28 protein-coding genes are annotated in these 23,822 nt (G+C 63.7%); 13 read left to right on the top strand and 15 right to left on the bottom strand.

The window, feature by feature from the left end; all coding sequences use genetic code 11:
* Positions 1–74: 74 nt before the first annotated feature.
* From AC07SZ_RS10710 to AC07SZ_RS10695, 4 genes are all read right to left on the bottom strand, one after another.
* Positions 75–1,028: a CPBP family intramembrane glutamic endopeptidase gene (locus AC07SZ_RS10710; protein ID WP_494914212.1), complete on the bottom strand. Its 954-nt coding sequence runs from the start codon at positions 1,026–1,028 to the stop codon at positions 75–77.
* 185 nt (positions 1,029–1,213) lie between these two features.
* On the bottom strand, positions 1,214–1,819 hold the full coding sequence (locus AC07SZ_RS10705) for a DUF1236 domain-containing protein (protein ID WP_494914211.1): 606 nt from the start codon (positions 1,817–1,819) through the stop codon (positions 1,214–1,216).
* Between the two features lie 63 nt (positions 1,820–1,882).
* Positions 1,883–2,980, bottom strand: coding sequence for a zinc-binding metallopeptidase family protein (locus tag AC07SZ_RS10700; RefSeq protein ID WP_494914210.1), 1,098 nt, complete (start codon positions 2,978–2,980; stop codon positions 1,883–1,885).
* A gap of 91 nt (positions 2,981–3,071) precedes the next feature.
* A complete protein-coding gene (locus AC07SZ_RS10695) occupies positions 3,072–3,236 on the bottom strand; it encodes a hypothetical protein (RefSeq protein ID WP_155772496.1) in 165 nt (54 codons plus the stop codon).
* A 188-nt stretch (positions 3,237–3,424) separates the two neighbouring features.
* Between AC07SZ_RS10695 and AC07SZ_RS10690 the strand changes: the two genes are divergently transcribed.
* On the top strand, positions 3,425–4,222 hold the full coding sequence (locus tag AC07SZ_RS10690) for a lytic murein transglycosylase (protein ID WP_056576392.1): 798 nt from the start codon (positions 3,425–3,427) through the stop codon (positions 4,220–4,222).
* Positions 4,223–4,387: 165 nt separating this feature from the next.
* Here AC07SZ_RS10690 and AC07SZ_RS10685 read toward each other — a convergent pair whose 3' ends face one another.
* Entirely contained in the window at positions 4,388–4,906 is a 519-nt protein-coding gene (locus AC07SZ_RS10685) for a hypothetical protein (protein ID WP_172371697.1), read from the bottom strand.
* 2 nt (positions 4,907–4,908) lie between these two features.
* Positions 4,909–6,132, bottom strand: coding sequence for an argininosuccinate synthase (locus AC07SZ_RS10680; RefSeq protein ID WP_056574468.1), 1,224 nt, complete (start codon positions 6,130–6,132; stop codon positions 4,909–4,911).
* 268 nt (positions 6,133–6,400) lie between these two features.
* Between AC07SZ_RS10680 and AC07SZ_RS10675 the strand changes: the two genes are divergently transcribed.
* From AC07SZ_RS10675 to AC07SZ_RS10635, 9 genes are all read left to right on the top strand, one after another.
* Positions 6,401–8,485 (top strand): putative bifunctional diguanylate cyclase/phosphodiesterase, encoded by a 2,085-nt coding sequence (locus tag AC07SZ_RS10675; RefSeq protein ID WP_494914209.1) that lies wholly within the window; start codon positions 6,401–6,403, stop codon positions 8,483–8,485.
* 494 nt (positions 8,486–8,979) lie between these two features.
* Positions 8,980–9,828, top strand: coding sequence for an amino acid ABC transporter permease (locus tag AC07SZ_RS10670; RefSeq protein ID WP_494914208.1), 849 nt, complete (start codon positions 8,980–8,982; stop codon positions 9,826–9,828).
* Complete coding sequence (locus tag AC07SZ_RS10665) at positions 9,825–10,589, top strand: amino acid ABC transporter ATP-binding protein (RefSeq protein ID WP_494914206.1); 765 nt, start codon at positions 9,825–9,827, stop codon at positions 10,587–10,589. The genes AC07SZ_RS10670 and AC07SZ_RS10665 overlap by 4 nt, the downstream gene beginning before the upstream one ends.
* Positions 10,590–10,627: 38 nt before the next feature.
* The gene (locus AC07SZ_RS10660; protein WP_494914205.1) at positions 10,628–11,491 is read left to right on the top strand and encodes an ABC transporter substrate-binding protein; all 864 of its coding nucleotides are present in this window, start codon (positions 10,628–10,630) and stop codon (positions 11,489–11,491) included.
* A gap of 7 nt (positions 11,492–11,498) precedes the next feature.
* Complete coding sequence (locus tag AC07SZ_RS10655) at positions 11,499–12,326, top strand: GntR family transcriptional regulator (protein WP_494914204.1); 828 nt, start codon at positions 11,499–11,501, stop codon at positions 12,324–12,326.
* Positions 12,323–13,063, top strand: a complete 741-nt coding sequence (locus tag AC07SZ_RS10650; protein WP_172371706.1) for a BtpA/SgcQ family protein — start codon at positions 12,323–12,325, stop codon at positions 13,061–13,063. Before AC07SZ_RS10655 ends, AC07SZ_RS10650 begins: the two co-directional genes overlap by 4 nt.
* Complete coding sequence (locus tag AC07SZ_RS10645; protein WP_056574485.1) at positions 13,060–13,578, top strand: ureidoglycolate lyase; 519 nt, start codon at positions 13,060–13,062, stop codon at positions 13,576–13,578. Before AC07SZ_RS10650 ends, AC07SZ_RS10645 begins: the two co-directional genes overlap by 4 nt.
* The gene (locus AC07SZ_RS10640; RefSeq protein ID WP_056574488.1) at positions 13,575–14,513 is read left to right on the top strand and encodes a carbohydrate kinase family protein; all 939 of its coding nucleotides are present in this window, start codon (positions 13,575–13,577) and stop codon (positions 14,511–14,513) included. Before AC07SZ_RS10645 ends, AC07SZ_RS10640 begins: the two co-directional genes overlap by 4 nt.
* A gap of 229 nt (positions 14,514–14,742) precedes the next feature.
* On the top strand, positions 14,743–15,384 hold the full coding sequence (locus AC07SZ_RS10635; RefSeq protein WP_056574492.1) for a LysE family translocator: 642 nt from the start codon (positions 14,743–14,745) through the stop codon (positions 15,382–15,384).
* Here the strand turns inward: AC07SZ_RS10635 and AC07SZ_RS10630 are convergent.
* From AC07SZ_RS10630 to rlmN, 4 genes are read right to left on the bottom strand one after another with little or no spacing between them, the layout of a single operon-like run.
* Positions 15,356–15,832 carry a hypothetical protein gene (locus AC07SZ_RS10630; RefSeq protein WP_056574497.1) on the bottom strand — a complete coding sequence of 159 codons (477 nt, stop codon included), beginning with the start codon at positions 15,830–15,832 and terminating at the stop codon, positions 15,356–15,358. The two genes, AC07SZ_RS10635 and AC07SZ_RS10630, sit on opposite strands and share 29 nt — an antisense overlap.
* Complete coding sequence (locus AC07SZ_RS10625; RefSeq protein WP_056574500.1) at positions 15,829–16,278, bottom strand: hypothetical protein; 450 nt, start codon at positions 16,276–16,278, stop codon at positions 15,829–15,831. Before AC07SZ_RS10625 ends, AC07SZ_RS10630 begins: the two co-directional genes overlap by 4 nt.
* Complete coding sequence (locus tag AC07SZ_RS10620) at positions 16,275–16,712, bottom strand: hypothetical protein (protein ID WP_155772497.1); 438 nt, start codon at positions 16,710–16,712, stop codon at positions 16,275–16,277. Before AC07SZ_RS10620 ends, AC07SZ_RS10625 begins: the two co-directional genes overlap by 4 nt.
* Positions 16,709–17,941 carry a dual-specificity RNA methyltransferase RlmN gene (gene rlmN / locus AC07SZ_RS10615; protein WP_494914200.1) on the bottom strand — a complete coding sequence of 411 codons (1,233 nt, stop codon included), beginning with the start codon at positions 17,939–17,941 and terminating at the stop codon, positions 16,709–16,711. The genes AC07SZ_RS10620 and rlmN overlap by 4 nt, the downstream gene beginning before the upstream one ends.
* 358 nt (positions 17,942–18,299) lie before the next feature.
* Here rlmN and AC07SZ_RS10610 point away from each other — a divergent pair, with 358 nt between their 5' ends.
* Both AC07SZ_RS10610 and AC07SZ_RS10605 read left to right on the top strand, forming a co-directional pair.
* Positions 18,300–18,599, top strand: coding sequence for a hypothetical protein (locus AC07SZ_RS10610; protein WP_056574509.1), 300 nt, complete (start codon positions 18,300–18,302; stop codon positions 18,597–18,599).
* 256 nt (positions 18,600–18,855) lie between these two features.
* Positions 18,856–20,211 (top strand): chloride channel protein, encoded by a 1,356-nt coding sequence (locus AC07SZ_RS10605; protein WP_056574512.1) that lies wholly within the window; start codon positions 18,856–18,858, stop codon positions 20,209–20,211.
* A 56-nt stretch (positions 20,212–20,267) separates the two neighbouring features.
* Here the strand turns inward: AC07SZ_RS10605 and AC07SZ_RS10600 are convergent, their stop codons facing one another.
* From AC07SZ_RS10600 to AC07SZ_RS10590, 3 genes are all read right to left on the bottom strand, one after another.
* A complete protein-coding gene (locus AC07SZ_RS10600; protein WP_065005469.1) occupies positions 20,268–20,771 on the bottom strand; it encodes an invasion associated locus B family protein in 504 nt (167 codons plus the stop codon).
* A 275-nt stretch (positions 20,772–21,046) separates the two neighbouring features.
* Positions 21,047–21,409, bottom strand: a complete 363-nt coding sequence (locus AC07SZ_RS10595) for a YkvA family protein (protein WP_056574518.1) — start codon at positions 21,407–21,409, stop codon at positions 21,047–21,049.
* 138 nt (positions 21,410–21,547) lie between these two features.
* Positions 21,548–21,844 carry a 4a-hydroxytetrahydrobiopterin dehydratase gene (locus AC07SZ_RS10590; RefSeq protein ID WP_081295064.1) on the bottom strand — a complete coding sequence of 99 codons (297 nt, stop codon included), beginning with the start codon at positions 21,842–21,844 and terminating at the stop codon, positions 21,548–21,550.
* 104 nt (positions 21,845–21,948) lie between these two features.
* Between AC07SZ_RS10590 and AC07SZ_RS10585 the strand changes: the two genes are divergently transcribed.
* Positions 21,949–22,464, top strand: a complete 516-nt coding sequence (locus AC07SZ_RS10585; RefSeq protein ID WP_172371710.1) for a low molecular weight protein-tyrosine-phosphatase — start codon at positions 21,949–21,951, stop codon at positions 22,462–22,464.
* Here the strand turns inward: AC07SZ_RS10585 and thpR are convergent.
* Entirely contained in the window at positions 22,368–22,964 is a 597-nt protein-coding gene (gene thpR / locus AC07SZ_RS10580) for an RNA 2',3'-cyclic phosphodiesterase (protein WP_056574530.1), read from the bottom strand. The genes AC07SZ_RS10585 and thpR overlap by 97 nt on opposite strands.
* Before the next feature lie 127 nt (positions 22,965–23,091).
* Positions 23,092–23,736 carry an arylesterase gene (locus AC07SZ_RS10575; RefSeq protein ID WP_065005471.1) on the bottom strand — a complete coding sequence of 215 codons (645 nt, stop codon included), beginning with the start codon at positions 23,734–23,736 and terminating at the stop codon, positions 23,092–23,094.
* Between the last annotated feature and the right edge of the window lie 86 nt (positions 23,737–23,822).

Genomic DNA, 23,822 nt, shown 5'->3' with positions numbered 1-23,822 from the left:
TTCGAGGCGTGTAGACAGGAAATCGGCCGCGGAGTCAAGACAAGGGCCGGCTCGCGCCGTTCCTCGCGCCCCAATCAGCCTGCCTTCGCGCCGCTCGGGAGCTCGGCCGTGACCTTCAGCGGCGAGCGGGAATGCAGCAGCAACACGATCGTCAGCAGGCTGCAGGCGATGCCGATAAGGGCGATGAGAATGGCATCCGACGTCATCCAGCCGGGGCCTTCGAGCGGCCTCGCGGTGAACAGGGCAAAGGAGTTGTAGCTCTCCTGATGCGAGATCAGCAGGAAGCCGGTCAGATTGTTGCCGAGATGGGCGCCCAGCGCCGCACCGAGGTTGCCCGTGGCGTAGACCACGAGCGTCAGAAGCAGCGCGAAGGCCGCGATCGAGACCAGCACGCAAGCGTTGATGGCGAGCGACGAAGCGCTGCTCCAGTGCAGCGAGGTGAACAGCAGGCCCGGCAGCATCGCCCAGATGAGCGGGCTCCTGAACCGGTTGGCCAGGCCACGCAGCAGGTAGCCGCGAAACAGCACCTCCTCCGACGAGGTCTGCAGCAAAGTGAGCGCGACGATCGGGATCACAAACAGCAGCCAGGAGGACAGGCTGATCGTGCCACGCGCGATCTCCGGCTGCAGCAAATAGAGCAGGATTTCGGATAGGGCCGAGGTGATCAGCACCGCGACGAGTCCCTTGAGGAAGTCCGGCCACGAGACGCGCCGGCTGACGCCAAGCAGCGCCGACAGCGGTTCGCCATGCACCCAGCGCATGGCGATCCACAGGCCGATCCAGATGCCGGCGAAGGAGGCGAGGGCGCTGAGGATGCCGATCGGCGAAGCGAGGAAATCCTGCATGCCGGAGGGCGAAGCAGCCGTCTGCCAGGCGAAGTAGGCATAGGTGCCGCCGAACAGCACGGCCGCGGTGGTGACGGCCCAAAGCAGGACGACGACCAGCGTTCCGAGGAAGAGACGCAACAAGGTCGTCCTTGCGTTCGGCGAGTGCCGGTAGCGTTCGAAGGCAGTGTCGTCGATCGTCACGCTCGGTCCCCTCGCCCGAATCCATCATCTCCTGATCTAGCCGATGGGTTCGGAAATCGGAATCGCAATTCGTCAGGGATCAATGCGCAAGTAGACACATCGCGGCACCCAGGCGTTGCTCGGGTGCCGCGGGATCGACGGTCCCAGGTGTCGCCAGCGGCCGCTTGGGCGACCGCTGGTTTGCGTCAACGCACCACGTACATGATGCGCCGCGTCTGCGGATCGATCAGCGCCGGCTGGCCGTTCACATAGACATAGCGGTAGTTGTAGTCGGGAATTTCGCGCAACTCGACCGTGTCGGGCAAGGTGGCGCCGGTCACCACCTCGCCGTCGAGATAGACGGGGTCGAGGCGATGCGTATCGACATAGGTGCGTACTTCGGCCGGAGGCGTGGGAAAGGCGCCCTCGACCGGCTCGCCGGCGACGATGGCCCCGGTATAGTCGGTCGAATAGTCGCCGATGTCTTTCGGCGGCGAGACGACAGCAACGCTGGATCCATGCGGACGCTGCGTCAGCACCACCCGGGTGCCGCTGAAATCGGCCGTCACATAGTCGGAATAGACCCAGCCCTGGCCGCCGGCTTCGGCGATGGTGCACCATTTGCTGTTTTCGATGCAGCCGTTGAGCGTCGCCGACTGGCCGGCGGCGAGCACGCCGATGACAGGATATTGCGGGCCGGGGCCGGCGCGCACGTTGAGATCGGTGACGGCCGAGACGGCGGTGTCGGCAAAGGCGGCACCCGACATCACGGTCATCATCCCGGCGATTGCGGGAAACAATACGGATTTCATGGTTTCTCTCCGTTTTCATGGTCCCTCGGCGGTGAAAACGGGGCAGTCGCGCATGCGTTCCGGCTAAAACGCTGGCGTTACCTCACGATTTGTTCCCGCGTCTTTCGGCAGGCCGGTCAGAAGGTCGTGAACGAAGGCCAGTTTTCGCGCCGTCGTGTCCGAAATGACGAAGGGATAGAGATCGGGCAGACCCATGCAGCGGTTGATCGAATTGGAGGCCTCCGACAGCACCAGCCAGCGGGCAAGGATTTTCTCGAAGGGCTCGGGCGTGTTGGCGGGTTCCGACGGGGCCGCCTGCAGTTCGCCGCCCGTGTCGCCCCGCGGCAAATCGTTGGCCTCCACCGTCTCAAGCCGGCCGAGCGGGAAGTTCAGCGCATGGACCATCTCCAGCGTGTCGGTGATGTGCAGGTGGTGAGCCCAGGTTTCGGCCCAGTCCTCCCAGGGATGCGAGGTGGCGTAGGCCGAGATGTGGTCTTGCTGCCAGTCGGGCGCGGCACCATTGGCGTAGTAAGCCTTCAACGCCTGTTCGTAATCGGCGCGCTCGTCACCGAACAAGGCGCGGAAAGCATCCAGCCTCCGTGCATCGTCGCGGATCAGGCGATCCCAGTAGTAGTGGCCGAGTTCGTGGCGGAAATGGCCGAGCAGCGTGCGGTAATTCTCACCCATCTCGACGCGACGCTTCTCGCGCTCGGCGGAGTCGGCCTCGGCGACATTGAGCGTGATCAGGCCATTGTCATGGCCGGTGAGGATGCGTTCGCCGCCGGGTCCACCGCCGATCGGATCGGCGAGGAAGTCGAAGGCGAGGCCAGCCTCGTCCGTGGGTGCCTGCTTGGGCGCCACCGGCAGGCCGAAGGCGAGCAGCGAATAGATGGCGCGCTTCTTCGCCGCCTCGACCCGGATCCAGCGGCGGCGGTTGCCGTCGACGGAGAGATCGGGGATCAACTGGTTCAGCCGGCAGGCACGGCAAAAAAACCGCCCAGGCTCGGCCATCCAGTTGCAGGCGCATTCATCGGCATTGGTGCACTGAAAGGTGCCGTCCGTGCCCGACAGGGCAAAGCGGGCGTCCTCGGGATCGTAGAGCACGAGGCTTCCGCAGTTCAGGCACTGCGCATTCTCGAAATAGAGACGGTGGCCGCAATGCGGGCAGTCGAAGAGTTTCATGTCTGTCTCGATTCATCAGAGTAGGCACGGTGTGCATGGCGGCCCGTGCCCAAACGCGAACCGCCTGCCGGCGTTCCGCATTCCATCGAGACTATTTCGCCGCAAGCTGGGCGACGACCTGCCTGGCCACCGCCTCGCCCGACCGCCGCGCGCCGCCGCAGGTCTGTATCAGCGGTCCGGCGACATGCCATGCGGTCCATGCCTCGAGCGGCTTGAAGGAGAGGCTCGCCGCCCGCACGGTCCTGGTCGCGGACAATCCGCCGAGCCGGCGCCGATGATCACGACATCAACGTCTTCCATGCTATTTCGACCCCGCCACAATAATCACTTGATCGTAAGCAAATTCCCCGGCATTCGCCAGCATCGCGCCACAGGACGGTGACAAAGGCGCGTTTCGCTGGCAAATTCCCGCCGGGACGTGAATCAGGCAACCAGGAGAATGACATGGCAATACTTGCCAAGGGTAGGATTTTAGCGGCCGCACTGGTGGCGGTGCTGGGGCTGGCGACGGGCGCGCAGGCGGCGGGGAGTTGCGGCAAGACCGGCGCCGGCTTCGATGCCTGGAAGCAGGATTTCGCCGCGGATGCCAAGGCCGAAGGTGTGGGCTCCAAGGGCCTGGCCGCCCTGGCCGGCGCGACCTACGCAACAAGGACGATCGCCGCAGACCGCGCCATCCACAAGGCTTTCAGCGGCTCGGTGGACGACTTCATGAAGCGCCGTGGCGGGGCGGCCATCATTTCCAAGGGCCGGTCGCTGAAGAAGTCGAACGCGGCGCTGTTCAACCAGATCGAACGGAATTATGGCGTATCGCCAGGCGTGCTGCTCGCCATCTGGGGCATGGAGACCGGCTTCGGCGCTTCCATGGGCAACCAGAATACGATCTCCGCCATTTTGACGCTTGCCTATGATTGCCGCCGCCCGGACTACTTCCACCCACATGCCATCGCGGCCCTGAAGCTGGTCGATCGCGGCGCGTTGACCTCCTCATCGGTCGGCGCCATGCATGGCGAGGTCGGCCACACGCAGTTCCTGCCCGGAAATGTCCTGAAATATGCGGTCGGCAACGGAAACCTGCGCGACAAGGCCACCGCGCTGGCTTCCACCGCCAACTACCTCAAGGGTCATGGCTGGCGGGCCGGCGCGAGCGCAAGCGCCAATATGGGCGCGATTGCCGGCTGGAATTCGGCAAACGTCTATCAGCAGGCCATCGCCCGCATCGCCGACGCGATCGATGCCGACTGATAGAAGCCTCTGTTTCGAGCAAGAGCCCGGCCATGCGCCGGGCTTTTTGTTGCGCTGAACAGCAACGGGAATTCGGCCGAAGCCTCTCCAATGCCGTCATCCTCCGGGTCCGCGCTGCGTTGCCACGCTCCTTGCTCGGCCCGTTGAAGGGACCGATGCTGCCTGCTAATCGCCGACATCAATCACATAGGAGCAGCCGGCCAGCGTCTGGCCGGGATGGGTATCGACAGTCGACACATTGAGCGTGACGCGCGTGGAAAGGTTCACGCCGCCACTCTCCTCGGTGCTTTCGGCCAAGACTTTCTCGCCGAGGAACTTGTCCGGCGTCGAGACCGTCGCCGGGACATCGAGCCGCCGGGCGAGGTCGGGCGCGGCAATGCCGTCAAGCACGGCCATCGGCCCTGTCGCGGTGAAGACGATTGTCGCCGTCTCACGCCCGAAGACATGGACCGGAGCGGGCAATTCATACTGGCTGAGGAATGGATTGCCTGATGCAACCTCTTTCCAGCCCAGCTTCTCAACGGTCCCGGGGTCGCCGGTCAGCCAAAGGGCAAAACCGTTATAGGTCGGCACGTCGGCCCTGCATTCGATGAGCGCGGCGAGGTCGAGAGAGGCGGGATCGAAATCCCCGGCCGCCGCCGGTGCCGCCAGAAGAACCAGCGGCACCAGGCCGAGACGGCGCATGCCTATTTGTTGCGGTTGCGCGCGGCCAGCGTGCGCAGCCTCAGCGCATTGAGGCGGATGAAGCCGGCGGCGTCCTTCTGGTCGTAGGCGCCGCGGTCGTCCTCGAAGGTGACCAGCGCATCGGAATAGAGCGTCTTTTTCGACTTGCGGCCGGTGACGATGACATTGCCCTTGTAGAGCTTGAGGCGCACCGTGCCTTCCACGTCCTCCTGGCTTTTGTCGATCATCGCCTGCAGCATCACGCGCTCGGGCGAGAACCAGAAGCCATTGTAGATGAGTTCGGCGTAGCGCGGCATGAACTCGTCCTTGAGGTGCGCCGCACCCCGGTCGAGCGTGATCGATTCAATGGCGCGGTGAGCCACGATCAGGATGGCGCCGCCCGGTGTCTCGTAGACGCCGCGCGATTTCATGCCGACGAAGCGGTTCTCGACCAGGTCGAGCCGGCCGATGCCATTGTCGCGGCCAAGATCGTTCAGCGCCGCCAGCATGGTCGCCGGCGACAGCTTCTTGCCGTTGAGCGCGATCGGATCGCCCTTCAGGAATTCGATCTCGATCTCGGTGACCTTGTCGGGCGCGTCCATCGGCGAAACTGTGCGCTGGTGGACGAATTCCGGCGGCTCGCTCCACGGATCTTCGAGAACCTTGCCCTCGGAGGAGGAATGCAGAAGGTTGGCGTCGACCGAGAACGGCGCCTCGCCCCGTTTGTCCTTGGCAACCGGGATCTGGTGCTGCTCGGCGAAATTGATCAGGTCGGTGCGCGACTTGAACGACCAGTCGCGCCACGGTGCGATGACCTTGATGTCGGGGTTCAGCGCATAGGCCGACAGCTCGAAGCGCACCTGGTCGTTGCCCTTGCCGGTGGCGCCATGCGCGATCGCATCGGCGCCGGTCTCCTTGGCGATCTCGACGAGATGCTTGGAGATCAGCGGGCGCGCGATCGACGTGCCGAGCAGATAGGTGCCCTCATAGACGGTGTTGGCGCGAAACATCGGGAAGACGAAGTCGGAGACGAATTCCTCGCGCACATCGACGATGCGGATGTCCTTGATGCCCATCATCTCGGCTTTCTGGCGCGCCGGCTCCAGCTCGCCGCCCTGGCCAAGGTCGGCGGTGAAGGTGACGACCTCGGCGCCGAGTTCGGTCTGCAGCCATTTCAGGATGATGGATGTGTCGAGACCGCCGGAATAGGCGAGCACGACTTTCTTGACGTCTTTGGTCTTGGACATTTCTGCTCCGTCGATGGCGGACGCTTGGGCAAGGGCGTCACGAATTGTCGGAGCGCCTTTTAGCAGGAACGGCAAAGCGAGCAAGCGCGCGCGGCGTCAGACTGCTGATCCAGCGCGCGACAGGCGCCAACTCTTCGGGATCAGGCCCCGGGGAAACAACCTGCTACAATCGTGGGCTGCATTTATGCCGAGGATTTAAGCAAGTTTTCATGTCCTGCCGCTAAACCGGCCGCTCAATACGGGTGTCCTCGGGCTTGGACCATTCCTGATGCGCGTTATATCATGCATCGCCACGGAGCATAATCTGTGGCTCGTCCTGCTGGCGGCGCTGATGTGCGTCACCGGGTGCTGGGTGACGATCGGTCTCCTGGACCGCGCCAGGAAAACCGTCGGCGTGCAGATGCGGGGATGGCTGTTCCTGACCGCGGTCGCGGCCGGTTCCTCGATCTGGTGCACGCATTTCATCGCCATGCTGGCCTATCGGCCCGGCGCGCCGATCACCTTCGATCCGGCGCTCACCATGATGTCCCTGGTCATCGCCATGGTTGGAACCGGGGCGGGTTTCGGCCTTGCCCTGGACAAGAGCCGCGGCCTGGCGCCGGAATGGGGCGGATGCCTTGTCGGGCTGGCGATCTCGGCCATGCACTATACCGGCATGATGGCCTATCACGTGGCCGGCATCGTCGAATGGAACGGCTCCTATGTCATCGCCTCACTTGTCATTTCGGCGGTATTCTCCGCAGTGGCGATCGGCCAGGCGGTGCGCCGGCCATATCGCCGGTCGCACTATCTCGGAATCGGCCTTTTGGTGCTGGCAATCGTCGGCCTGCATTTCACGGCGATGGCGGCGGTGGCGGTGACGCCGCTCTCCTTCATCACCACGGGCACCAATCCCGATATTCTCGAAGCGATGGCCGTCGCGGTCGCCGTGGTCGGCATGATCGTCGCGGCCACCGGCTTCGCCAGCTATCTGATCGACGAACGCGGCCGGCTCGAGAGCTTCGAGCGGCTGCAGCATCTTGCGCTGAACGACTCCCTCACCGGCCTTGCCAACAGGGTCTCCTTCAACGATCGCCTCGACCATGAGATCGAGCGGGCGCGCGAGGATGAGGAGACGATGACCGCCGTCATCGTCATCGATCTCGACCGCTTCAAGGAGATCAACGACCTCAGGGGACACGCTGCCGGCGACCAGGCGCTTAAGATCATTGCCCGCAGGCTGGCGAAGCTGACCGGCGATGGCGAGTTCGTCGCCCGACTCGGCGGCGACGAGTTTGCCGCCATCAAGCGCTTCAAGGACCAGAACGAGTTGCTTGGCCTGGTGTCGCGGCTGGAAAAATCATTGTTCCAGCCCCTGCGGATCGACGATTTCGAGACCGTCACCGGCGCCAGCATCGGCGTCGCCGTCTATCCGCGTGACGGCGCCGACCGGGAGAGGCTGGTCAGCAATGCGGATCTGGCGATGTACCGGGCCAAGAACGACGTGACGCGGGCCGTCTGCTTCTACGAATCGGCCATGGACGAGACGGCGCGGGCGCGCCGGGCGCTGGCCACCGACCTTCGCCTGGCGGTCGAGCGCGGCGAACTCTCGCTGCACTACCAGGTGCAGACCTCGGTTGCGACCGGCGCCACCTGCGGCTACGAGGCGTTGCTGCGCTGGACACATCCCGTGCACGGCATGGTCCCGCCCGCCGAATTCATTCCGATCGCCGAGGAGAATGGCTCCATTCTGCCGATCGGCGAGTGGGTGCTGCGCACCGCATGCCGCCAGGCGGCCTCCTGGGACAATGGCCACAAGATCGCGGTCAATCTGTCGCCGGTGCAGTTCGCCCATGCCGATCTCGCCAAGCTCGTCCATCAGATCCTGATCGAGACCGGCCTGTCGCCGAAGCGTCTCGAGCTCGAGCTGACCGAATCGACAATCGTCGCCGACAAGGTGCGCACGCTGCACGTGCTGCGGCAGATAAAGGCGCTGGGCGTGACGATCGCGATCGACGATTTCGGCACCGGCTATTCGTCGCTCGACACGCTGCGCTCGTTTCCGTTCGACAAGATCAAGCTCGACCGCTCCTTCATGGCCGATGTCGAGCGCAGCCCGCAGGCCAAGGCGATCATCCGCGCCGTGCTGACACTGGGGCGCAGCCTCGATATTCCCGTGCTCGCCGAAGGCGTCGAGACCCATATCCAGCTCACCATCCTGCAGGTCGAAGGCTGCAACGAGGCGCAAGGCTATTTCCTCGGCCGCCCCAAGCCGATCGATCAGATACTGCCCACCGGAGCGGGCCTCGACACCTCGAACGTTCCGCGCGCCGACCGGGAGCCCGGCAGGATGCGTCTGGCCAAGCGGGCATAGGGTTGGACCGCAGGTTTGACGGGGAATGATCGATAGGCTGCATCGGTCAGAATCTCGGTCGCCGTTCGCCCTATCTCCCAGCCAGTGCCTTTCTGGCGAGTCTCCCTTTCGGAAGCATCCTGGCGCCGCAATTCCATCCGTTTCGGATGACCCGCGCCTTGGGCCGGATTGGATGACCTCCAACTCCCTGGTTTGACGCCGTGCCGGACGGAAAGCCGTTTCACGCTTTCCCGGAATTGCTCCAGCGGCACGTCGCGTTCGAACGGGTTCATGCGGCACGTGCCTTAGATCTCCAGCCCTGAACCGCGGCCTCCCAAAGCCCGAGTGATGTCCCCGCGGCATGCTGCTTGCGCCTCCATAGCCGCTTGACAGTCGGCAAAGCCACATCTACAAAGTTGTAGACCTAACCATACATTTGAGCAATGAGCACGTCAAAACCCACCCTATGGCTGCAAGTCTCCGACCTGCCAGGTCCCGATGCTCCGAGACGCCGGTTGGCCCATCCTGGCCGCTGGATCAGCGGTGCAATCGGGCTTTTGGTACTGGCATTGCTGATCCGCGCTTTCGCGATGGGGCAGATCCGCTGGGATGTGGTCGGACAGTTTCTCACCGCCCGCGTCATCCTCGTCGGGTTTGGCTGGACGCTGCTGATCTCGGCCTGCGCGTTGGCCCTGGGCATCGTCCTTGGATTGGGATTTGGCATCATGCGCACGGCGGCCAACCCGACACTGAGATTTGCCGCCTGGCTCTATGTGTGGATCTTCCGCGGCACGCCGGTGCTCCTGCAACTGTTGATCTGGTTCAACATCGGGCTGGTCTTTCCGCGGCTTTACATTCCAGGCCTTGTCGACGAGCGGATGGTTGACGTGGTGACCCCCTTTGTCGCCGCCGTATTGGGGCTTGGCGTCAATGAAGGTTCCTACCTGACGGAGGTCGTGCGCGGGGGTATCGGGTCCGTCGATCGCGGCCAGATCGAGGCGGCCAACACGCTGGGTATGACCCCTGGCCAGACGATGCGACGCATCGTCCTGCCGCAGACCTTGCGGTTGATCCTGCCGGTGTTGGGCAACAGCGCCGTCGGCATGCTCAAGTTCTCTTCGCTCGCCGCGACCATTGCGATGGGCGAAATGCTGAACGCCGCGCAGCGGATCTACTTCATCAATGGCGCGGTCATCGAACTGCTTTTCGTCTGCTCGATCTGGTATCTGGCCGGAACCACGCTGCTGTCGATCGGTCAATTCTATCTGGAACGGCATTTTGGCCAAAGTGCCGTCAGCACCGGAAGCCGCAGGCAATGGTTCAAAACGCGGTCGCGGCCAGCGATTGCTTCGGGTGAAGCATGAGCCTCGCGATCAAGGCAGTCGGCATCCGCAAGCGGTTCGGTACACATGAAGTGCTGAAGGGGCTCGACCTGGACGTCACCTATGGCGAGGTGGTCTGCATCCTCGGTCCCTCCGGCAGTGGCAAAAGCACGTTTCTGCGCTGCATCAACCATCTCGAGGTTCCGAACGCGGGCTATGTCTGGATAGACGGCTCGATCGTGGGGTACGAACTGCACGGCGAAGTGCTGCACGAGTTGCCGGTTCGCCGCCTGCGCGCCCAGCAGCGCCAGCTGGGCATGGTGTTCCAGCACTTCAACCTGTTCGCCCACCGCACGGTGCTGGGCAATGTCATCGAAGGGCCCATGATTGTACGGGGCCTGCGCCGTGCCGAGGCAGAGAAACGCGCCATGGAGCTCCTGCATCAGGTCGGCATGGCCAACCGGGCATCGAGCTACCCCTCGCAGCTTTCGGGCGGACAGAAGCAGCGCGTCGCCATTGCGCGCGCGCTTGCGATGGAGCCCCGCGTGATGCTCTTCGACGAACCGACCAGCGCGCTCGACCCCGAACTCGTGGGCGAGGTGCTGGAGGTGATGCGCGGCCTCGCCAAGGGCGGCACCACCATGATCGTCGTCACACACGAAATCGGCTTTGCCCGCGAGGTCGCCGACCGCGTTCTGGTGATGATCGACGGCGAGATTCGGGAAATGGGAAAACCCGAACAGGTTCTGAGCAACCCCGGTGATCCGCGCGTCAGAACATTCCTCAGCCGCGTGCTGTCCTGAGACAGGGCGCGCAAATCTTCACAATGGGAGAACTAAAAATGACACGGACGTTTTCGCTGGTTCAGCGCCTTGCCTCGGTGGCGCTTCTGGGCTTGGCTGTGTGCAGCCCTGCCCGCGCCGCAACCGATGAAGCCGCGGCCGCCAAGCTGCCGGATGCCGTGCGCAGCGCCGGCAAACTCAACGTCACTATCAGCCTTGCCTACCCGCCGATGGAATACAATGATGCCGGCTCGACCGATCTCAAGGGCTTCGATATCGATCTGGCAAAGTCAATCGCCGATCGGCTCGGCCTGAAGATCGAGTTCCAGAATGTCGAGTTCCCGCAGCTCATCCCGCAGGTCGTCACAGGCCGATCGGACATCATCATGACGGCATTCTCCGACAAGGTCGAACGCCAGACGCAGCTGGATTTCATCGATTACTTCAAGACCGGCAATGTCTTCTATTCCGCCGCCGAACTGAAGGACACGATCAAGGCCGAGTCGGATCTCTGCGGCAAGACCATCGCGGTCGCGACCGGCACCAGCTGGGTCACATGGGCCGAGGACCTGAGCAAGACGACCTGCGCGGCCGACAAGCAGATGAACGTCATCCAGATACCAACGCAGGCCGAACACATCATGCAGATCCGCCAGGGCCGTGCACAGGCCTCGATCATCGGACTGGAGGGATTGCTCGATCTGATGAAGCAGGAGCCTGGCAAGTTCTACCAGATCGGCGCGGTTGGCGAGATCAACCACTATGGCATCGCGCTTGCCAAGCCCAACAAGCAATTGCGCGACGCTGTCCAGGCGGCACTCAATACGATGAAGACAGATGGTACCTATGCCGAGATTCTGGATCGCTATGGCCTGAAAGAGGCTGGCGTCGAGGACTTCACGATAAACGGTGCAAAGAAGTAGAGGAACCATGCCGCGACCTGATCCGCACGATCCGTCCGCCACCGATCCTTCCCTCCAGACAGGCCGCCCTGAGGTCGACCTGTCACGGCTGCGGCTCGACACATATTCGGGGGAACAGCTCTACCGTCAGCTGTACCGAATGTTGCGGGCCGCAATTCTGAGCGGGGATATTGCCGAGGGTGAAGCCATTCCATCGGAAAACCAGCTGCGCGATCAGTTCGGCATAGCGCGAACCACGGTCCGCAACGCAATGACGCTGCTGGTGTCGGAGGGGTTGGTGCGGCAGATCCGGGGTCGTGGAACGATCGTCTCCCACCGGCCGGTCAGCCACAGCATCTGGAACTTCGGCAGCTTCACGGAACTGGCCCGCCGGCAAGGCCAACGTCCGGTCACCCGCACGCTGGAACATCAGGTCAAGGACGGCGAATTGCATCTGGTGCGTGCGCGCGGCCTCGCCAATGGCGAGGCCGTGACCTGGCTTAACGTGGATATGTCGTGGCTGAGTCTTGAACTCTATCCCGGCATCGAAAGCTACGATTTCGCGGCGCAGTCGCTTTATGAGGTACTGCGTCGCGACTACGGCAGGCATCCAATGCGCTCGGAGCTTCTGCTCACGGTCGTGCCACCCTCGGAGCGGCTGAAGGAGGTCTTCGCAACGGCAGCGGAAGTGCCGGGCTATCTCTGCGCCAGCGGCGACGTCCTGGACGGCAACGACCAGTTGGTCGAACGCACGTCGATCGTCTATTCGCCCGCCGTCCAGATGAAATTCGCAACGCGCTGGGGACGCAACATGGCGCAACTCCCCTCGGAGCGGAGCGCAGGAGACCAGACATGAGCCGCTTCGGCAAAACCTTCACCACCCCCAAGCCGATATTGGCGATGCTGCATCTCGCCGGCGAAGGGCGTCAGGCCAAGCTTGCGCAGGCCGAGGAAGAGGCGCGTATCCTGACCGGCGAAGGCGTGGATGGGCTGGTGGTCGAAAACTATTTCGGCGACGCGGACGACGTCGAGCGCGCGCTTGACCGTATCTGCGGACTGGGCCTGGGCGGCAAGATCGGCGTCAACGTGCTGCGCGACGACGCGTCGGCCTTTGCGCTGGCTGGACGCTATCCCGTCGATTTCATTCAGATCGATTCGGTCGCGGGCCATCTGCCGCCCGAAGCCGATGCGCCCTTCGCCGCGGAACTGGCGGCGCGGAGAGCGGCCGCTCCGGTGCTGCTGCTCGGTGGGGTGCGCTTCAAATACAAGCCTGTCCTATCCGGCCGGTCGGAAGCCGAGGATGTCCAGATCGGCGCTGCCCGCTGTGACGCGCTGGTCGTGACATCAAACGCTACTGGCGAGCCGACGGAGCTCGGCAAGGTGGCGAGATTTCGTGCCGCGACCGGCGGAAGTGTGCCGCTCTTGATCGGCGCCGGCATGACGGAGGCCAATGCCGCCGAGCAACTGGCGGTCGCCGACGGTGCAATCGTCGGAAGCTGGCTGAAACGCGATCACCGGGATACCGGCGCGATGGAAGCCGACCATGTCGTACGCTTCATGCGGGCCGTGCGTTCCCTGCGAGCCGCGGCATGAACAGGCAGGACCATGTCGTCGCGTGCCCCGCGACCGCCGAGGCTTTCGCGCGCTTCGGCACCGTCTATGACCTGTCGGGCGGCAGCGACCCCAAGGTCGTCTGGACGCTTGGCAATGGCTGGCAGGACGGCTTCACCCAGAAGCCGCTGATCGGCGGCAGCGGCCATCTTGGCTTGACCCGTGGCGGGGCCGCTCCCTGGCGTTGCACTGAGATGGAACGCCACCCGGGCACGGAAGAGGCTATCTTCTGCGCCGATGCGCCGGTGGTCCTGGCCGTCGCTCCAGCTTCCGCCATGCCGGCGCCCCACCGTGACGAGATCGAGGCATTCGTGATTTCACCCGGACAGGCAGTGGTGATGGACCGAGGCGTCTGGCACGATGCCTGCCGGGGCCTGACGCGCCCGACACCCTATTTCTGGATGGCGATCTGCGGGCTTGGCGCCAGCCCCTGGGTTCCGGTCGAAGGCGGGGCGCTTCTGGTCTGTGCCGACGCGAACCAGGTAACGCGTGCATGACGGCATTCTTCATCGGCGACGTGGCGCTCGACGAATACTACACCGCCGACCGCTGGCCGGGCCGTGCCGACAAGGGGATGGTCACCGAGATGCCGGCCGAAACCGGCGGTTCGATCGCCAACGCTGCCGTCGTCCATGCGGCCCTTGGCGGGGCGACAGAGTTCATATCGCTGTTGAACGACAGTCCGCTGTCGCGGCGCCTGATCGCCGATCTGCGCGCCAATGATGTCGGCGTGGCGCATATGCTGACCGATCCGGCCATTCCGGAATCGCGCAACCTGATCTTCCTGGTTGATGGCGAACACATCGTGCTGACTGTCGAGATGGGCCAGCAACCGATGTGGCTGCCAGCGGCGACCTTGGCCGCCCTGCGCGCCCCGGGCTTTCTCTACACAACGCTCTACCGTGCTCGCAGGCTGCATTGTCGGGTCGCCGGCGAGGTGCTTGCACAGGCAAGGCTGCTGGCTGACCTGCGTGAACACGGTCGCCGCACGATTTTCGATCTGGATGTCGGCGGCTGTACCGGGGAGGACCTGCCCTATCTGCTCGGGGCCGAAGCTGTCATCTTCAACCAGGTCGGCTTTCGCACAACCTTTGGGCATGACGATCTGTCGCTCATTGGCGACTGGATGCGGGCCGCGGAGATCTCATGGGTGGTTCGCACCATGGCAGGCGAGGGAGCCGAGGCGAGCAATGGCGGGGCGATCCTTAGCACGCGCTTCTATCCGGTCGAGGTGGTCGACGTGACCGGTGCCGGCGACACGTTCGGCGGAACCTTGACCTGGTGCCTGTCGCGCGGACAGGTCTTCGCCGAGGCACTCGATTTTGCAGTCGCGGCGGCCTCCCGCTCGGTCACCATCCACGGGCCGCGGGGCGGCAAGGCCAGGCTTGACGAAGTATGCGCCTGGCGCGACAAGGCCCTTTCCTCAATCTGACTTCCGGCTGGCCTCGGGGGCACTTCGTTGTCTGCATCGATGGGATCCGGGGCGTGTCAGAGGCCGCACGTTTTGCCGTGGCTGGATCAATCCGCGATAAGCAGGGGATCGCCGCCATGTCTGGTGCCGGGGTGGCATATCCTGTATAGGCGTTGCGTTTCCTCTGTTTGACGCAATTCCCAAGGGAGAATGTTTCATACTTTTCCTGGAATTGCTCTTTGGGCCTTGCATGTCCTTCATTCCCGACACCACTACGCTGATCCAGTTCGCCATCGCCACCGTGATCCTGGCGATAACGCCCGGCCCCGACATGACCCTGTTCGTCTCGCGCACGCTGAGCCAGGGGCGCGTCACCGGCTTTGCCTCGATGGCCGGTGCGCTGTGCGGCACGCTGATCCACACCACGCTGGTGGTGGTCGGCGTCTCGGCGCTGATCGTCGCCTCGCCGATGGCCTTCTTCGTGCTGAAGATCTTCGGCGCCGGTTATCTCGTCTTCCTGGCCTGGCAGGCGATCGCCAAGGGCTCGGCCTTTTCGCCGGAAAAGAAGACGGGACCGCGGATCTCGCTGTTTCGCAGCTGGGCGGCGGGGCTCGGCGTCAATCTGCTCAACCCCAAGATCATCCTGTTCTTCATGACCTTCCTGCCGCAATTCGTCTCCGCGCATGATCCAAACGCGCCGGGAAAGCTGTTCTTCCTCGGCGCCATGTTCATCGTGCTGTCGATCCCGGTGACAGTGCCGATGGTGCTGGCGGCGGAAAAATTTTCGGCGGCGATGAAGGCCAGCCCGCGCGTCACGCGGGTGGTCGACTATCTCTTCTCCGGCGTGTTCTCGGCCTTCGCGCTCAGGATCCTGACCGCCCAGGCGAAATAGGGGCGTCCTTCCACCAGCTTCCGGCCCAGCGCCCGGCGCTGAGCCAGTAGAAGATGCCGCCGACCATGCCGCCGCCGATGACGGCCATGATGGCGCTGGTGTCGGTCACGGCGAAGATGGACTCCTGGGCGTGATCGACCAGGCCAAGGAAGGCGCCCGCCACCACCGCACCGGCCAGCGCATAATACAGCCAGTCGCGCCGGCCGAGAATTTCGGCAACCAGGATGACGATCGCCGCCGGCATGAAGGCGAAATAGGCGACGAACAGGGCGACGAAGGGAATCGAAAAATACAGCGAGGCGGTTGCGGCCGGCTGCGCATGCTGCGGCGCATAGCCAAGCGAGGCCAGGAACAGGATGTTGAGGAAGGCGCTCGCCGCCAGCGACGCGACGGCATAGCCGAACAGGATGGTGGCAAGGCGCACGATATAGGCGACCAGACGGTTCATCCCGCATCTCGCTGCATGGGACGGCCAGACTTGCGCCCCGCCAGAAGCCAGTAGACCGACCCGGCGGCGGTGCCGGCGGTGGCCAGGAACCCGAGAAAGCCCGGATTGAAAACAAAGCCTCCAGCAGAGCCGGGAACAAGAACGCCAAATGCGATGGAGGTGATCGCACCCGTGACCGCGAAATAGAACCATCCTCGCAGCGACAGCCGTTCGGCAAGCAAGATCGCAGGGCCGACGATCAGCAGCGCGCAGACTGCCACGGTCAACACGGCGAGCGGGAACGAACCCAGCCAGTCGAATGTAAAGACCAGGGACCAGTTGCCGTATTCGATCCCTTCCAGAAGGGTGATCAGCAGCACGGGGACCAGGATTGATGTCAGCACAGCGGCGACATAACCGACTGCTATGGTGACGAAGCGCTTGAGCCCGGCGAGGGGACGGTTCATCGGGCTGTCCTGATGCGCGTGTCGCCCGGAAGCAGTCCCATGACCAGTCGGTAGACGGCGCCGCCCAGGCTCCCCGCAACGATCAGGGCAATCAGCAAATCGAGCGCGGGCCGTGTCCGCGCCATCGGATAGATCTGCATGATCGCGAACATAACGGTCCCCACGAGGGCGCCGCCGAGGATCGAAAACGTCCACCCCCGGCGCTCGGTCAGTTCCGATACCACAATCAGCGGTACCGCGGGGAGCGCGCCATAAATGGCGGCTATTATCGTGCCAGCGACCAAGGCCACCAGCTGGTCTTTCAGATCGAAGAAAAGCCGGCCGCCGCGCCAGAAGATGGAAGCGTCTTCGTACAAAAGAAACACAAGGGGCATGACGAGCGAGGCTAATGCATAGGAAATGGCGACAGCCGCCAGTCGCCAAGAAAAGCTCACGCTTCGCCGTGCCCCGCGATCATCATGGCTTCCAGCGCCAGCCGGTCGACCTTGCGCATGCGCTCCGATTCCGACTTGAGCTGACCGCAGGCGGCGAGGATGTCGCGGCCGCGCGGGGTGCGGATCGGCGAGGCATAGCCGGCATTGTTGATGTAGTCGGCGAATTTCTCGATCGTCTCCCAGTCCGAGCACTGGTAGTTGGTGCCCGGCCATGGGTTGAACGGGATCAGATTGATCTTGGCCGGAATGCCCTTGAGCAGCTTGATCAGGCCCTTGGCGTCCTCGATGGAATCGTTGACGTCCTTCAGCATCACATATTCGAAGGTGATGCGCTTGGCGTTCGACAGGCCGGGATAGGCGCGGCAGGCGGCGATCAGTTCCTTCAGCGGATACTTCTTGTTGATCGGCACCAGCAGGTCGCGCAGATCGTCATTGGTGGCATGCAGCGAGATCGCCAGCATGACGCCGATCTCCTCGCCGGTGCGGAAAATCTCGGGCACGACGCCGGAGGTGGACAGCGTGATTCGCCGCTTGGACAAGGAAAGCCCGTCGCCGTCGGAGGCGATCAGCAGCGCCTTCTTCACCGCCTCGAAATTATAGAGCGGCTCGCCCATGCCCATCATGACGATATTGGACACCTTGCGGCCCTCGGCCGGCACGATGGCGCCGTCCGGCGTGTCGCGGTCGGGGAAATCGCCCAGCCGGTCGCGCGCGGTGAGCAACTGGGCGAGAATCTCTTCCGCCGTCAGATTGCGCACCAGCTTCTGGGTGCCGGTGTGGCAGAAGGAGCAGGTCAGCGTGCAGCCGACCTGCGAGGAGATGCAGAGCGTGCCGCGGCCTTCCTCGGGAATATAGACGGTCTCGATCTCGACCGGGCGGCCGGCACCGCGCGGCGGGAAGCGGAACAGCCATTTGCGGGTGCCGTCGGAAGAAACCTGCTCCTCGACAATTTCGGGCCGCGCGACGGTGAAATGCTTGTCGAGCTCGGCGCGCAGATCCTTGGAGATGTTGAACATGCCGGCAAAGTCGGAAACCCCGCGCACATACATCCAGTGCCAGAGCTGCTGGGCGCGCATCCTTGCCTGGCGCTCGGGCACGATGCCGGACGCAACGAGCGCCTCGCCAAGCTCTGCGCGCGTCAGGCCGATCAGCGATGGCTTATCGGGCGCGGCACGGGAGCGCAACGCGTCACGGGCACCCTCGGTGGTGAGGTCGAAGGAAAGGGTCATGGTCGCACTGATATAAGCGGTTTGCGGCCGATTTCATCCATCGTGCCGGGAACTGAAGCGCGGCGCATAGCACAGGTTGAGGGCAGAGTCATGCGGTGGCGACCACAAGCCGAGCGGGCGGCAGCGTTTCGATCGCGATGTCCTGATCGACAGACAGTCTCTGCGTCTGCACGGAGAGTTCATCGGATGAACCAGTTTGTCGCATCACGATAACCCGCTACGGCCGACTTGCAGCCTTGCGCCCAATCTTCCCGGCACGCGAGTGCCGATCACATAGTCGTGTTGACGTAACGATTCCCCTGCCGCCTTCGAAGGCTGAATAGGGCGACCATGCCCTTGCAAAATGGGAGTATGCTGAATGAACTCGATCAAGCTCGCCGTCATTGCCGCCCTCGTCGGCCTTTCCACCCCGCAAGCTTTTGCCGAAGACGCAATGGGCAAGATGACCATGATGAAAGGCGGGGAGGTGACGGCGATCATGCCGGACGGGCATATGGGCACCATGATGCCAGATGCAAAAATGGGTGCCGAGATGATGAAGATGGCCAAGCCGATCAAGCACTGCATGATGATGATCACCGATGCCAAGGGCAAAGCCTACATGATCGATACGTCGACCAAGAAGGCCCAGGCCGAATGTGAAAAAATGGCTATGTGAGACCTGAACCCGCAGGAACCCCTCCCGCCGGCAGGAGCTGGCGGGAGCATCCCGCGCTCGGAATGCAGGCGCCAGCGCCGAACCTGGGGCCGCGTCCAGAACCAGCCTTCAAAACTTCCGCGCATGCAAACAGCCGCGATCCGCGGACGTTTGGCCGAGGCCCTGTTTCAAATAAGCGCGTGACAGCGACGTGATCCGACAGCCTTGATCGACGTGATGTGTATGCTAGGGCTGGGCCTCCATTGCGAGGACAGACATGGCCGGCACATCGCGAAAATATCCCATGCTGCGACGCTCGCGCGCGATGTGGGGCTCGCGGCGCGTATGGCAGCCGCGCCTGGTGTTCTGGGCCGGCGCGGTCTCGATCGGCGTCATCAGCGTGCTGTTCGCGGTGCTGGCCGACAAGGCGCAGGTGCTGTTCCATGTCATGACCGGCGATGGCGGCGGCTGGCGCTTCTATCTGCCGCTCATGGTCACGCCGCTTGGCTTCGTGCTGTGCGCCTGGCTGGCCCAGGCTTTCTTTCCGGGCTCGCAAGGCAGCGGCATTCCGCAGGCGATCGCCGCGCGCCATTTGCGTGACGACGACGACCGCCACCACCTGCTCTCATTGCGGCTTGCGGCCGGCAAGATCGCGCTCACCATCGTCGGCCTGTTCTGCGGCGCTTCCATCGGTCGCGAAGGCCCGACCGTGCAGGTCGGCGCCTCGCTGATGCTGCAGGCGGCGCGCTGGGGCGGAATGGCGCAGGCGCGGGGCCTGATCCTGGCCGGATCGGCCGCCGGCATCGCGGCCGCCTTCAATACACCATTGGCCGGCATCGTTTTCGCCATCGAGGAAATGGGTCGCACCTATGAAGCGCGCACCAACGGGCTTGTGCTGACGGCGGTAATCCTGGCCGGCCTCGCATCGCTCGGCCTGCTCGGCAACTACACCTATTTCGGCATCTCCAGAGACACGATCTCGTTTGCCGCCGAGTGGCCGCTGGTGCTTGCCTGCGGCATCATTGGAGGCGGCTTCGGCGCGCTGTTTTCACTGCTGGCGCTGAAGATCACGCGCCGGATCCGGCGCTGGCACACGCAGCAGCCCTTGGCTCGCGCGCTGCTGGTGGCCGCATTCTGCGGGCTCGGCGTGGCGGTGATCGGCATTGCGTCGGGCGGTCTGACCTTCGGCACCGGCTACGCGCAGGCGCGCGGCGCGGTGGAAGGTACGCCGCTGCCATCGTTCTTCTTCGTGGAAAAATTCCTCGCCGGGCTGCTGTCGATGGTTTCGGGCATTCCGGGCGGCATTTTCGCGCCCTCGCTGGCGGTCGGCGCCGGGATCGGCAGTTCGCTCGGCCTCTTGTTCGGCGCCAGCGCGGGAGCCGCCGCGCTGCTCGGCATGGCCGGCTATTTCGCCGGCGTGGTGCAAGCGCCGATGACGGCTTTCGTCATCATCCTGGAGATGACCGGCAACCACGACAATGTCATCGCGCTGATGCTGGCCTCTATGCTGGGCTACGGCACGGCGCGGATGATCTCGCACGAGCCGCTCTATCACGCGCTGTCGCGTGTCTTCATCGCCGAGGCGATCCGACGCCGGCGGGCGGAGGCGGAACCAGCGCAGGGCCACGGCTGAAAAGCAAGAAAGGCCGGGCTTTGCGGCCCGGCCTTCGTTTCAAAACGCGGCTTTGCCTATTTGCACTTGGCGATCGACGACAGCGCCGCCGAAATGCCCTTCAGCGAGAAGACATAGGAGGTGGGATTGCCGCGGCCGGATTTCGCCGTCACCTTCATGTCCGAACCGGTCTTCATGGCGGCGATCAGCACGGGTTCCTCGGCGGCGTTCTCGACCCAGGCCGACTTGCCGCGGGTGAACATCGAGAACGACTTCTTGTCGATGGTGACGGTTGCCTTGGAACCTTCCTGGAAATTGTAGCCGGCAATGAACTGCGGCTCATAGGATACCTGCTGGCCGGGCCGCTGGCTGACGAAGAAGAACATATCGCCATGGTCGAGCGTCGGCGGCTGCTTGTCGGTCGGCACGGTCAGCACGTAGCAGACCTTGCCGCCCTGCGCCTGATAGCTGTAGGTGCCCCAGGCATTGTGCTGGCCGATCTTGGTCGCCTGCTGCGCCAGTGCCGGCGCTGCTGAGGCCGCCAGGACCAGGCTCGAAACTAGTGCTGTCAATCCGCGCATCGTCTTTCCCGTATTCCAAATGGTGCGGAGGCGGGCCGCCTGGCGTCCTGCCGTCGCTTCATTTTGATTTAATCTGGGTTACCAAACGGTGAATTTCCCTCAACAAAAGGACGCTCACCCCAGGAAACCGCCGCCAATCCCGCGCCGCCGCCCTTGTCAGCAGCCGGCGCGACGTCCCTTCGGCGACTTGGAGGCCACGAAAGCGGCAAGAGTTTGACTTTTCAACCGGACCTGCGAAGGCCTCCATCCACAAGATGCGCGCCGCGTGCAGACGCTCAGCCCTTGTCGGCGATGGCGTCCTTGGCGGCCTGGCGATGCGCCGGCGTGATGTGGGCGCTGACGGCGGTGATCGCGGCGGTCAGCACGGCGATGTCGTCGGTGAAACCGAGGCCGAAGATAAAGTCGGGAATGAGGTCCACCGGCAGGACGAAATAGCCGAGCGCCGCCACCAATATGCCCTTGGCGCGCAACGGCGTGTTCTTGTCCATGGCGCAGTAATAGGCGGCGACGACGTCTTCCATGAAGGGGATCTGCCGGGCGGCCTTCTTCGCCGTGCGCCAGAATTTGTCGCGCACTTCACCCTCCCCGCCCAGCCTGTCGCCAAAGCCGAAGAAATCAAAACCGGGTTGTTGCGCCATCAATCACTCCTAGCGGGTCTCATGCGCATCCAGGCGCATGCCTCGCGGGGAAAATGTGGTGAAAGGTGAACCCGGGTGCAAGATGCGGGTACCGATTTGGGGTTCTCCGCTGCCTTGGCGGCTTTGCGATACCAGGCATCAGCCACCGGCAAAGCGGTTCATCTTCTTCGCCAGTTCGATGTCGAGCGCGGTTACGCCACCGGCGTCATGAGTGTTCAGCGTCACGTCCACGGTCTTGTAGACGTTCGACCAGTCGGGATGATGGTCCATCTTTTCGGCTGCCAGCGCGACGCGGGTCATGAAGGCGAAGGCTTCGGAAAAATTGTTAAAGACGAAGCCGCGCCTGATCGAGGCGCCATCCGTGGCCAGCGACCAGCCGCCGAGTTCGGCAAGGGCAGCGGTGATGGCGTCCTTGCTGAGTTTTTCTCTCGTCATAATGATTTCCCGTGCTATCTCGATTTTGACCCTCACCATACTGCAAGTCGCCCAAAAGTGTTTTGCGGTTTTGGGGTTCCAGATGCACAAACGGCGCATATCGAATGAGCATAACGCCCATAAATTCCATCCTTTTCGTCTGTCTCGGCAATATCTGCCGGTCGCCGCTGGCTGAGGGCGTTTTTCGCGCCGCTTGGGTCGAGCGCGGCTGGGGCCGCGATATCCGGCTCGATTCGGCTGCCACAAGCGGCTGGGAGGTCGGCTCGCCCCCCGATCCGCGCTCGATCGCGGTCGCTATGCGTCACGGCATCGATATTTCCGGACAGAGGGCGCGCAAGATCACGCCGCAGGATTTCTCCCGTTTCGACCTGGTCCTCGGCATGGACCGCTCTGTTGTCGCCGACCTCAAGGCGTTGGCTCCGGCCGCGCGCGACCGGGTGCGGCTCTTCCTGGAGTTCGCGCACGGACAGGCGCGCGACGTGCCCGATCCCTATTATGACGGGCCGGAGGCCTTTGCCGAGGTCTATCGCATGATCCGCGAGGCGTCGGAGGCGCTGGCGACACGGCTGGCCGCGCGGGCGTCGGCGCCCGACAGCGGCCAGGCCTCCTCGACGATATAGGGGCCGCCGCCGACCGAATCGCGAGACGACATCAGGACGAAGCGGCCGATACGAAACGGCAGCGTCGAGAAATTGCCGCGGGCCGAAAGATACTGGGCGACATCCAGCGGGCTCGAATTGCGCAGCCGCGCCAACGTCACATGCGGCATGAACTTGCGGGGATCGGCGGGAATGCCGAGGCGCTGGCAGATGCGGTCGATCTCGCCCTGAAGCCCGGCCAGATCGGGCGAGGCGGAAGCGCCGGCCCACACCGCATGCGGCTTCTTCTGGCCGAAGGCGCCGACACCGGACAGGGTCAGCGAGAAGGAGGGCCGGTGGACGCGGTCCAGCGCATTGGCGATCTCGTCGGCGACATGGCCCTCGACATCGCCGATAAAGCGCAGCGTCAGATGGTAGTTTTCGACATCGATCCAGCGCGCCCCGGGCAGGCCGCCCCGGAGCAGGGACAGCGAAAGGGCGGCGTCACGCGGAATTTCGAGGGCGGTGAAAAGACGCGGCATGAAGAGCCTCCCTTCCTCGAATCGAACTGTCATCCATAGCGAATCATCGATAGTCGAATGGAGCAAGAGGTTTATTGGTCACAGGCTTTGCCAAAAGTTTCCGCAAGGGAAAGCAATGTATCCAGCCTCATGAACCCCCCGGGACCACCGCCATGGTCTTCTCGACCGTCGGCAGGATGCGCTCGACCATCCGGTCAACACCGCCGGCGTTCGGATGCATGCCGTCCTCGAGCTGCAGGCCGGGCTGTCCGGCGACGCCGTCGAGGAAGAACGGATAGAGCGCGACACCGTATTTCGCCGCCAGGTCCGGAAAGATGGCATCGAAGGCGTTCTGGTAGTCGGCGCCGAGATTGGGCGCGGCGCGCATGCCGGCGAGCAGCACAGCGATCTTGCGCTGTTTGAGCTTGCCGAGCATCTCGTCGAGGTTCTTCCTGGTGATGTCGGGCGAGATGCCGCGCAACATATCGTTGGCGCCGAGTTCGAGGATGAGCAGCTGCGTGCCGTCCGGCACCGACCAATCGAGCCGCGCCAGACCGCCGCTCGTGGTGTCGCCGGAAACGCCGGCATTGGCGACGGTCACGTCATGGCCCGTGGCACGCAGCGCCGCCTGCAATTTGTCGGTAAAGCCTTGATCGGGCCCAAGCCCGAAGCCCGCCATCAGGCTGTCACCGAAGCCAACGATCTTGAAGGGCTCGGCACGCGCCGACGAAATGGCGCCGCAAATGGCGAGGAAAAGGACCAAGCCTGCGGCTATCTGGCGTTTGAAAGACATGCGGCAGGCCCCATATGACCAAGGAATTCTTCCGGCGACGGCCTCCGGCAAGCAGAGCCATCATCCCTGATATAGGACGCTTTCAT

This window comes from Mesorhizobium sp. GW821-FHT07A06 (assembly GCF_059419085.1).
Note: the sequence above shows the minus strand (reverse complement) of the source record. Positions and strands in the feature narration are given on the sequence as shown.

Excerpts from the sequence above, each read along its gene's own strand:
- rlmN (WP_494914200.1), bottom strand. The coding sequence starts at position 17,941 with ATGACCCTTTCCTTCGACCTCACCACCGAGGGTGCCCGTGACGCGTTG.
- AC07SZ_RS10660 (WP_494914205.1), top strand. The coding sequence starts at position 10,628 with ATGACACGGACGTTTTCGCTGGTTCAGCGCCTTGCCTCGGTGGCGCTT.
- thpR (WP_056574530.1), bottom strand. The coding sequence starts at position 22,964 with ATGCCGCGTCTTTTCACCGCCCTCGAAATTCCGCGTGACGCCGCCCTT.
- AC07SZ_RS10655 (WP_494914204.1), top strand. The coding sequence starts at position 11,499 with ATGCCGCGACCTGATCCGCACGATCCGTCCGCCACCGATCCTTCCCTC.
- AC07SZ_RS10645 (WP_056574485.1), top strand. The coding sequence starts at position 13,060 with ATGAACAGGCAGGACCATGTCGTCGCGTGCCCCGCGACCGCCGAGGCT.
- AC07SZ_RS10700 (WP_494914210.1), bottom strand. The coding sequence starts at position 2,980 with ATGAAACTCTTCGACTGCCCGCATTGCGGCCACCGTCTCTATTTCGAG.
- AC07SZ_RS10690 (WP_056576392.1), top strand. The coding sequence starts at position 3,425 with ATGGCAATACTTGCCAAGGGTAGGATTTTAGCGGCCGCACTGGTGGCG.
- AC07SZ_RS10595 (WP_056574518.1), bottom strand. The coding sequence starts at position 21,409 with ATGGCGCAACAACCCGGTTTTGATTTCTTCGGCTTTGGCGACAGGCTG.
- AC07SZ_RS10590 (WP_081295064.1), bottom strand. The coding sequence starts at position 21,844 with ATGACGAGAGAAAAACTCAGCAAGGACGCCATCACCGCTGCCCTTGCC.
- AC07SZ_RS10705 (WP_494914211.1), bottom strand. The coding sequence starts at position 1,819 with ATGAAATCCGTATTGTTTCCCGCAATCGCCGGGATGATGACCGTGATG.
- AC07SZ_RS10630 (WP_056574497.1), bottom strand. The coding sequence starts at position 15,832 with ATGAACCGTCTGGTCGCCTATATCGTGCGCCTTGCCACCATCCTGTTC.
- AC07SZ_RS10610 (WP_056574509.1), top strand. The coding sequence starts at position 18,300 with ATGAACTCGATCAAGCTCGCCGTCATTGCCGCCCTCGTCGGCCTTTCC.
- AC07SZ_RS10650 (WP_172371706.1), top strand. The coding sequence starts at position 12,323 with ATGAGCCGCTTCGGCAAAACCTTCACCACCCCCAAGCCGATATTGGCG.
- AC07SZ_RS10685 (WP_172371697.1), bottom strand. The coding sequence starts at position 4,906 with ATGCGCCGTCTCGGCCTGGTGCCGCTGGTTCTTCTGGCGGCACCGGCG.
- AC07SZ_RS10585 (WP_172371710.1), top strand. The coding sequence starts at position 21,949 with ATGAGCATAACGCCCATAAATTCCATCCTTTTCGTCTGTCTCGGCAAT.
- AC07SZ_RS10575 (WP_065005471.1), bottom strand. The coding sequence starts at position 23,736 with ATGTCTTTCAAACGCCAGATAGCCGCAGGCTTGGTCCTTTTCCTCGCC.
- AC07SZ_RS10675 (WP_494914209.1), top strand. The coding sequence starts at position 6,401 with ATGCGCGTTATATCATGCATCGCCACGGAGCATAATCTGTGGCTCGTC.
- AC07SZ_RS10600 (WP_065005469.1), bottom strand. The coding sequence starts at position 20,771 with ATGCGCGGATTGACAGCACTAGTTTCGAGCCTGGTCCTGGCGGCCTCA.
- AC07SZ_RS10665 (WP_494914206.1), top strand. The coding sequence starts at position 9,825 with ATGAGCCTCGCGATCAAGGCAGTCGGCATCCGCAAGCGGTTCGGTACA.
- AC07SZ_RS10605 (WP_056574512.1), top strand. The coding sequence starts at position 18,856 with ATGGCCGGCACATCGCGAAAATATCCCATGCTGCGACGCTCGCGCGCG.
- AC07SZ_RS10635 (WP_056574492.1), top strand. The coding sequence starts at position 14,743 with ATGTCCTTCATTCCCGACACCACTACGCTGATCCAGTTCGCCATCGCC.
- AC07SZ_RS10640 (WP_056574488.1), top strand. The coding sequence starts at position 13,575 with ATGACGGCATTCTTCATCGGCGACGTGGCGCTCGACGAATACTACACC.
- AC07SZ_RS10680 (WP_056574468.1), bottom strand. The coding sequence starts at position 6,132 with ATGTCCAAGACCAAAGACGTCAAGAAAGTCGTGCTCGCCTATTCCGGC.
- AC07SZ_RS10625 (WP_056574500.1), bottom strand. The coding sequence starts at position 16,278 with ATGAACCGTCCCCTCGCCGGGCTCAAGCGCTTCGTCACCATAGCAGTC.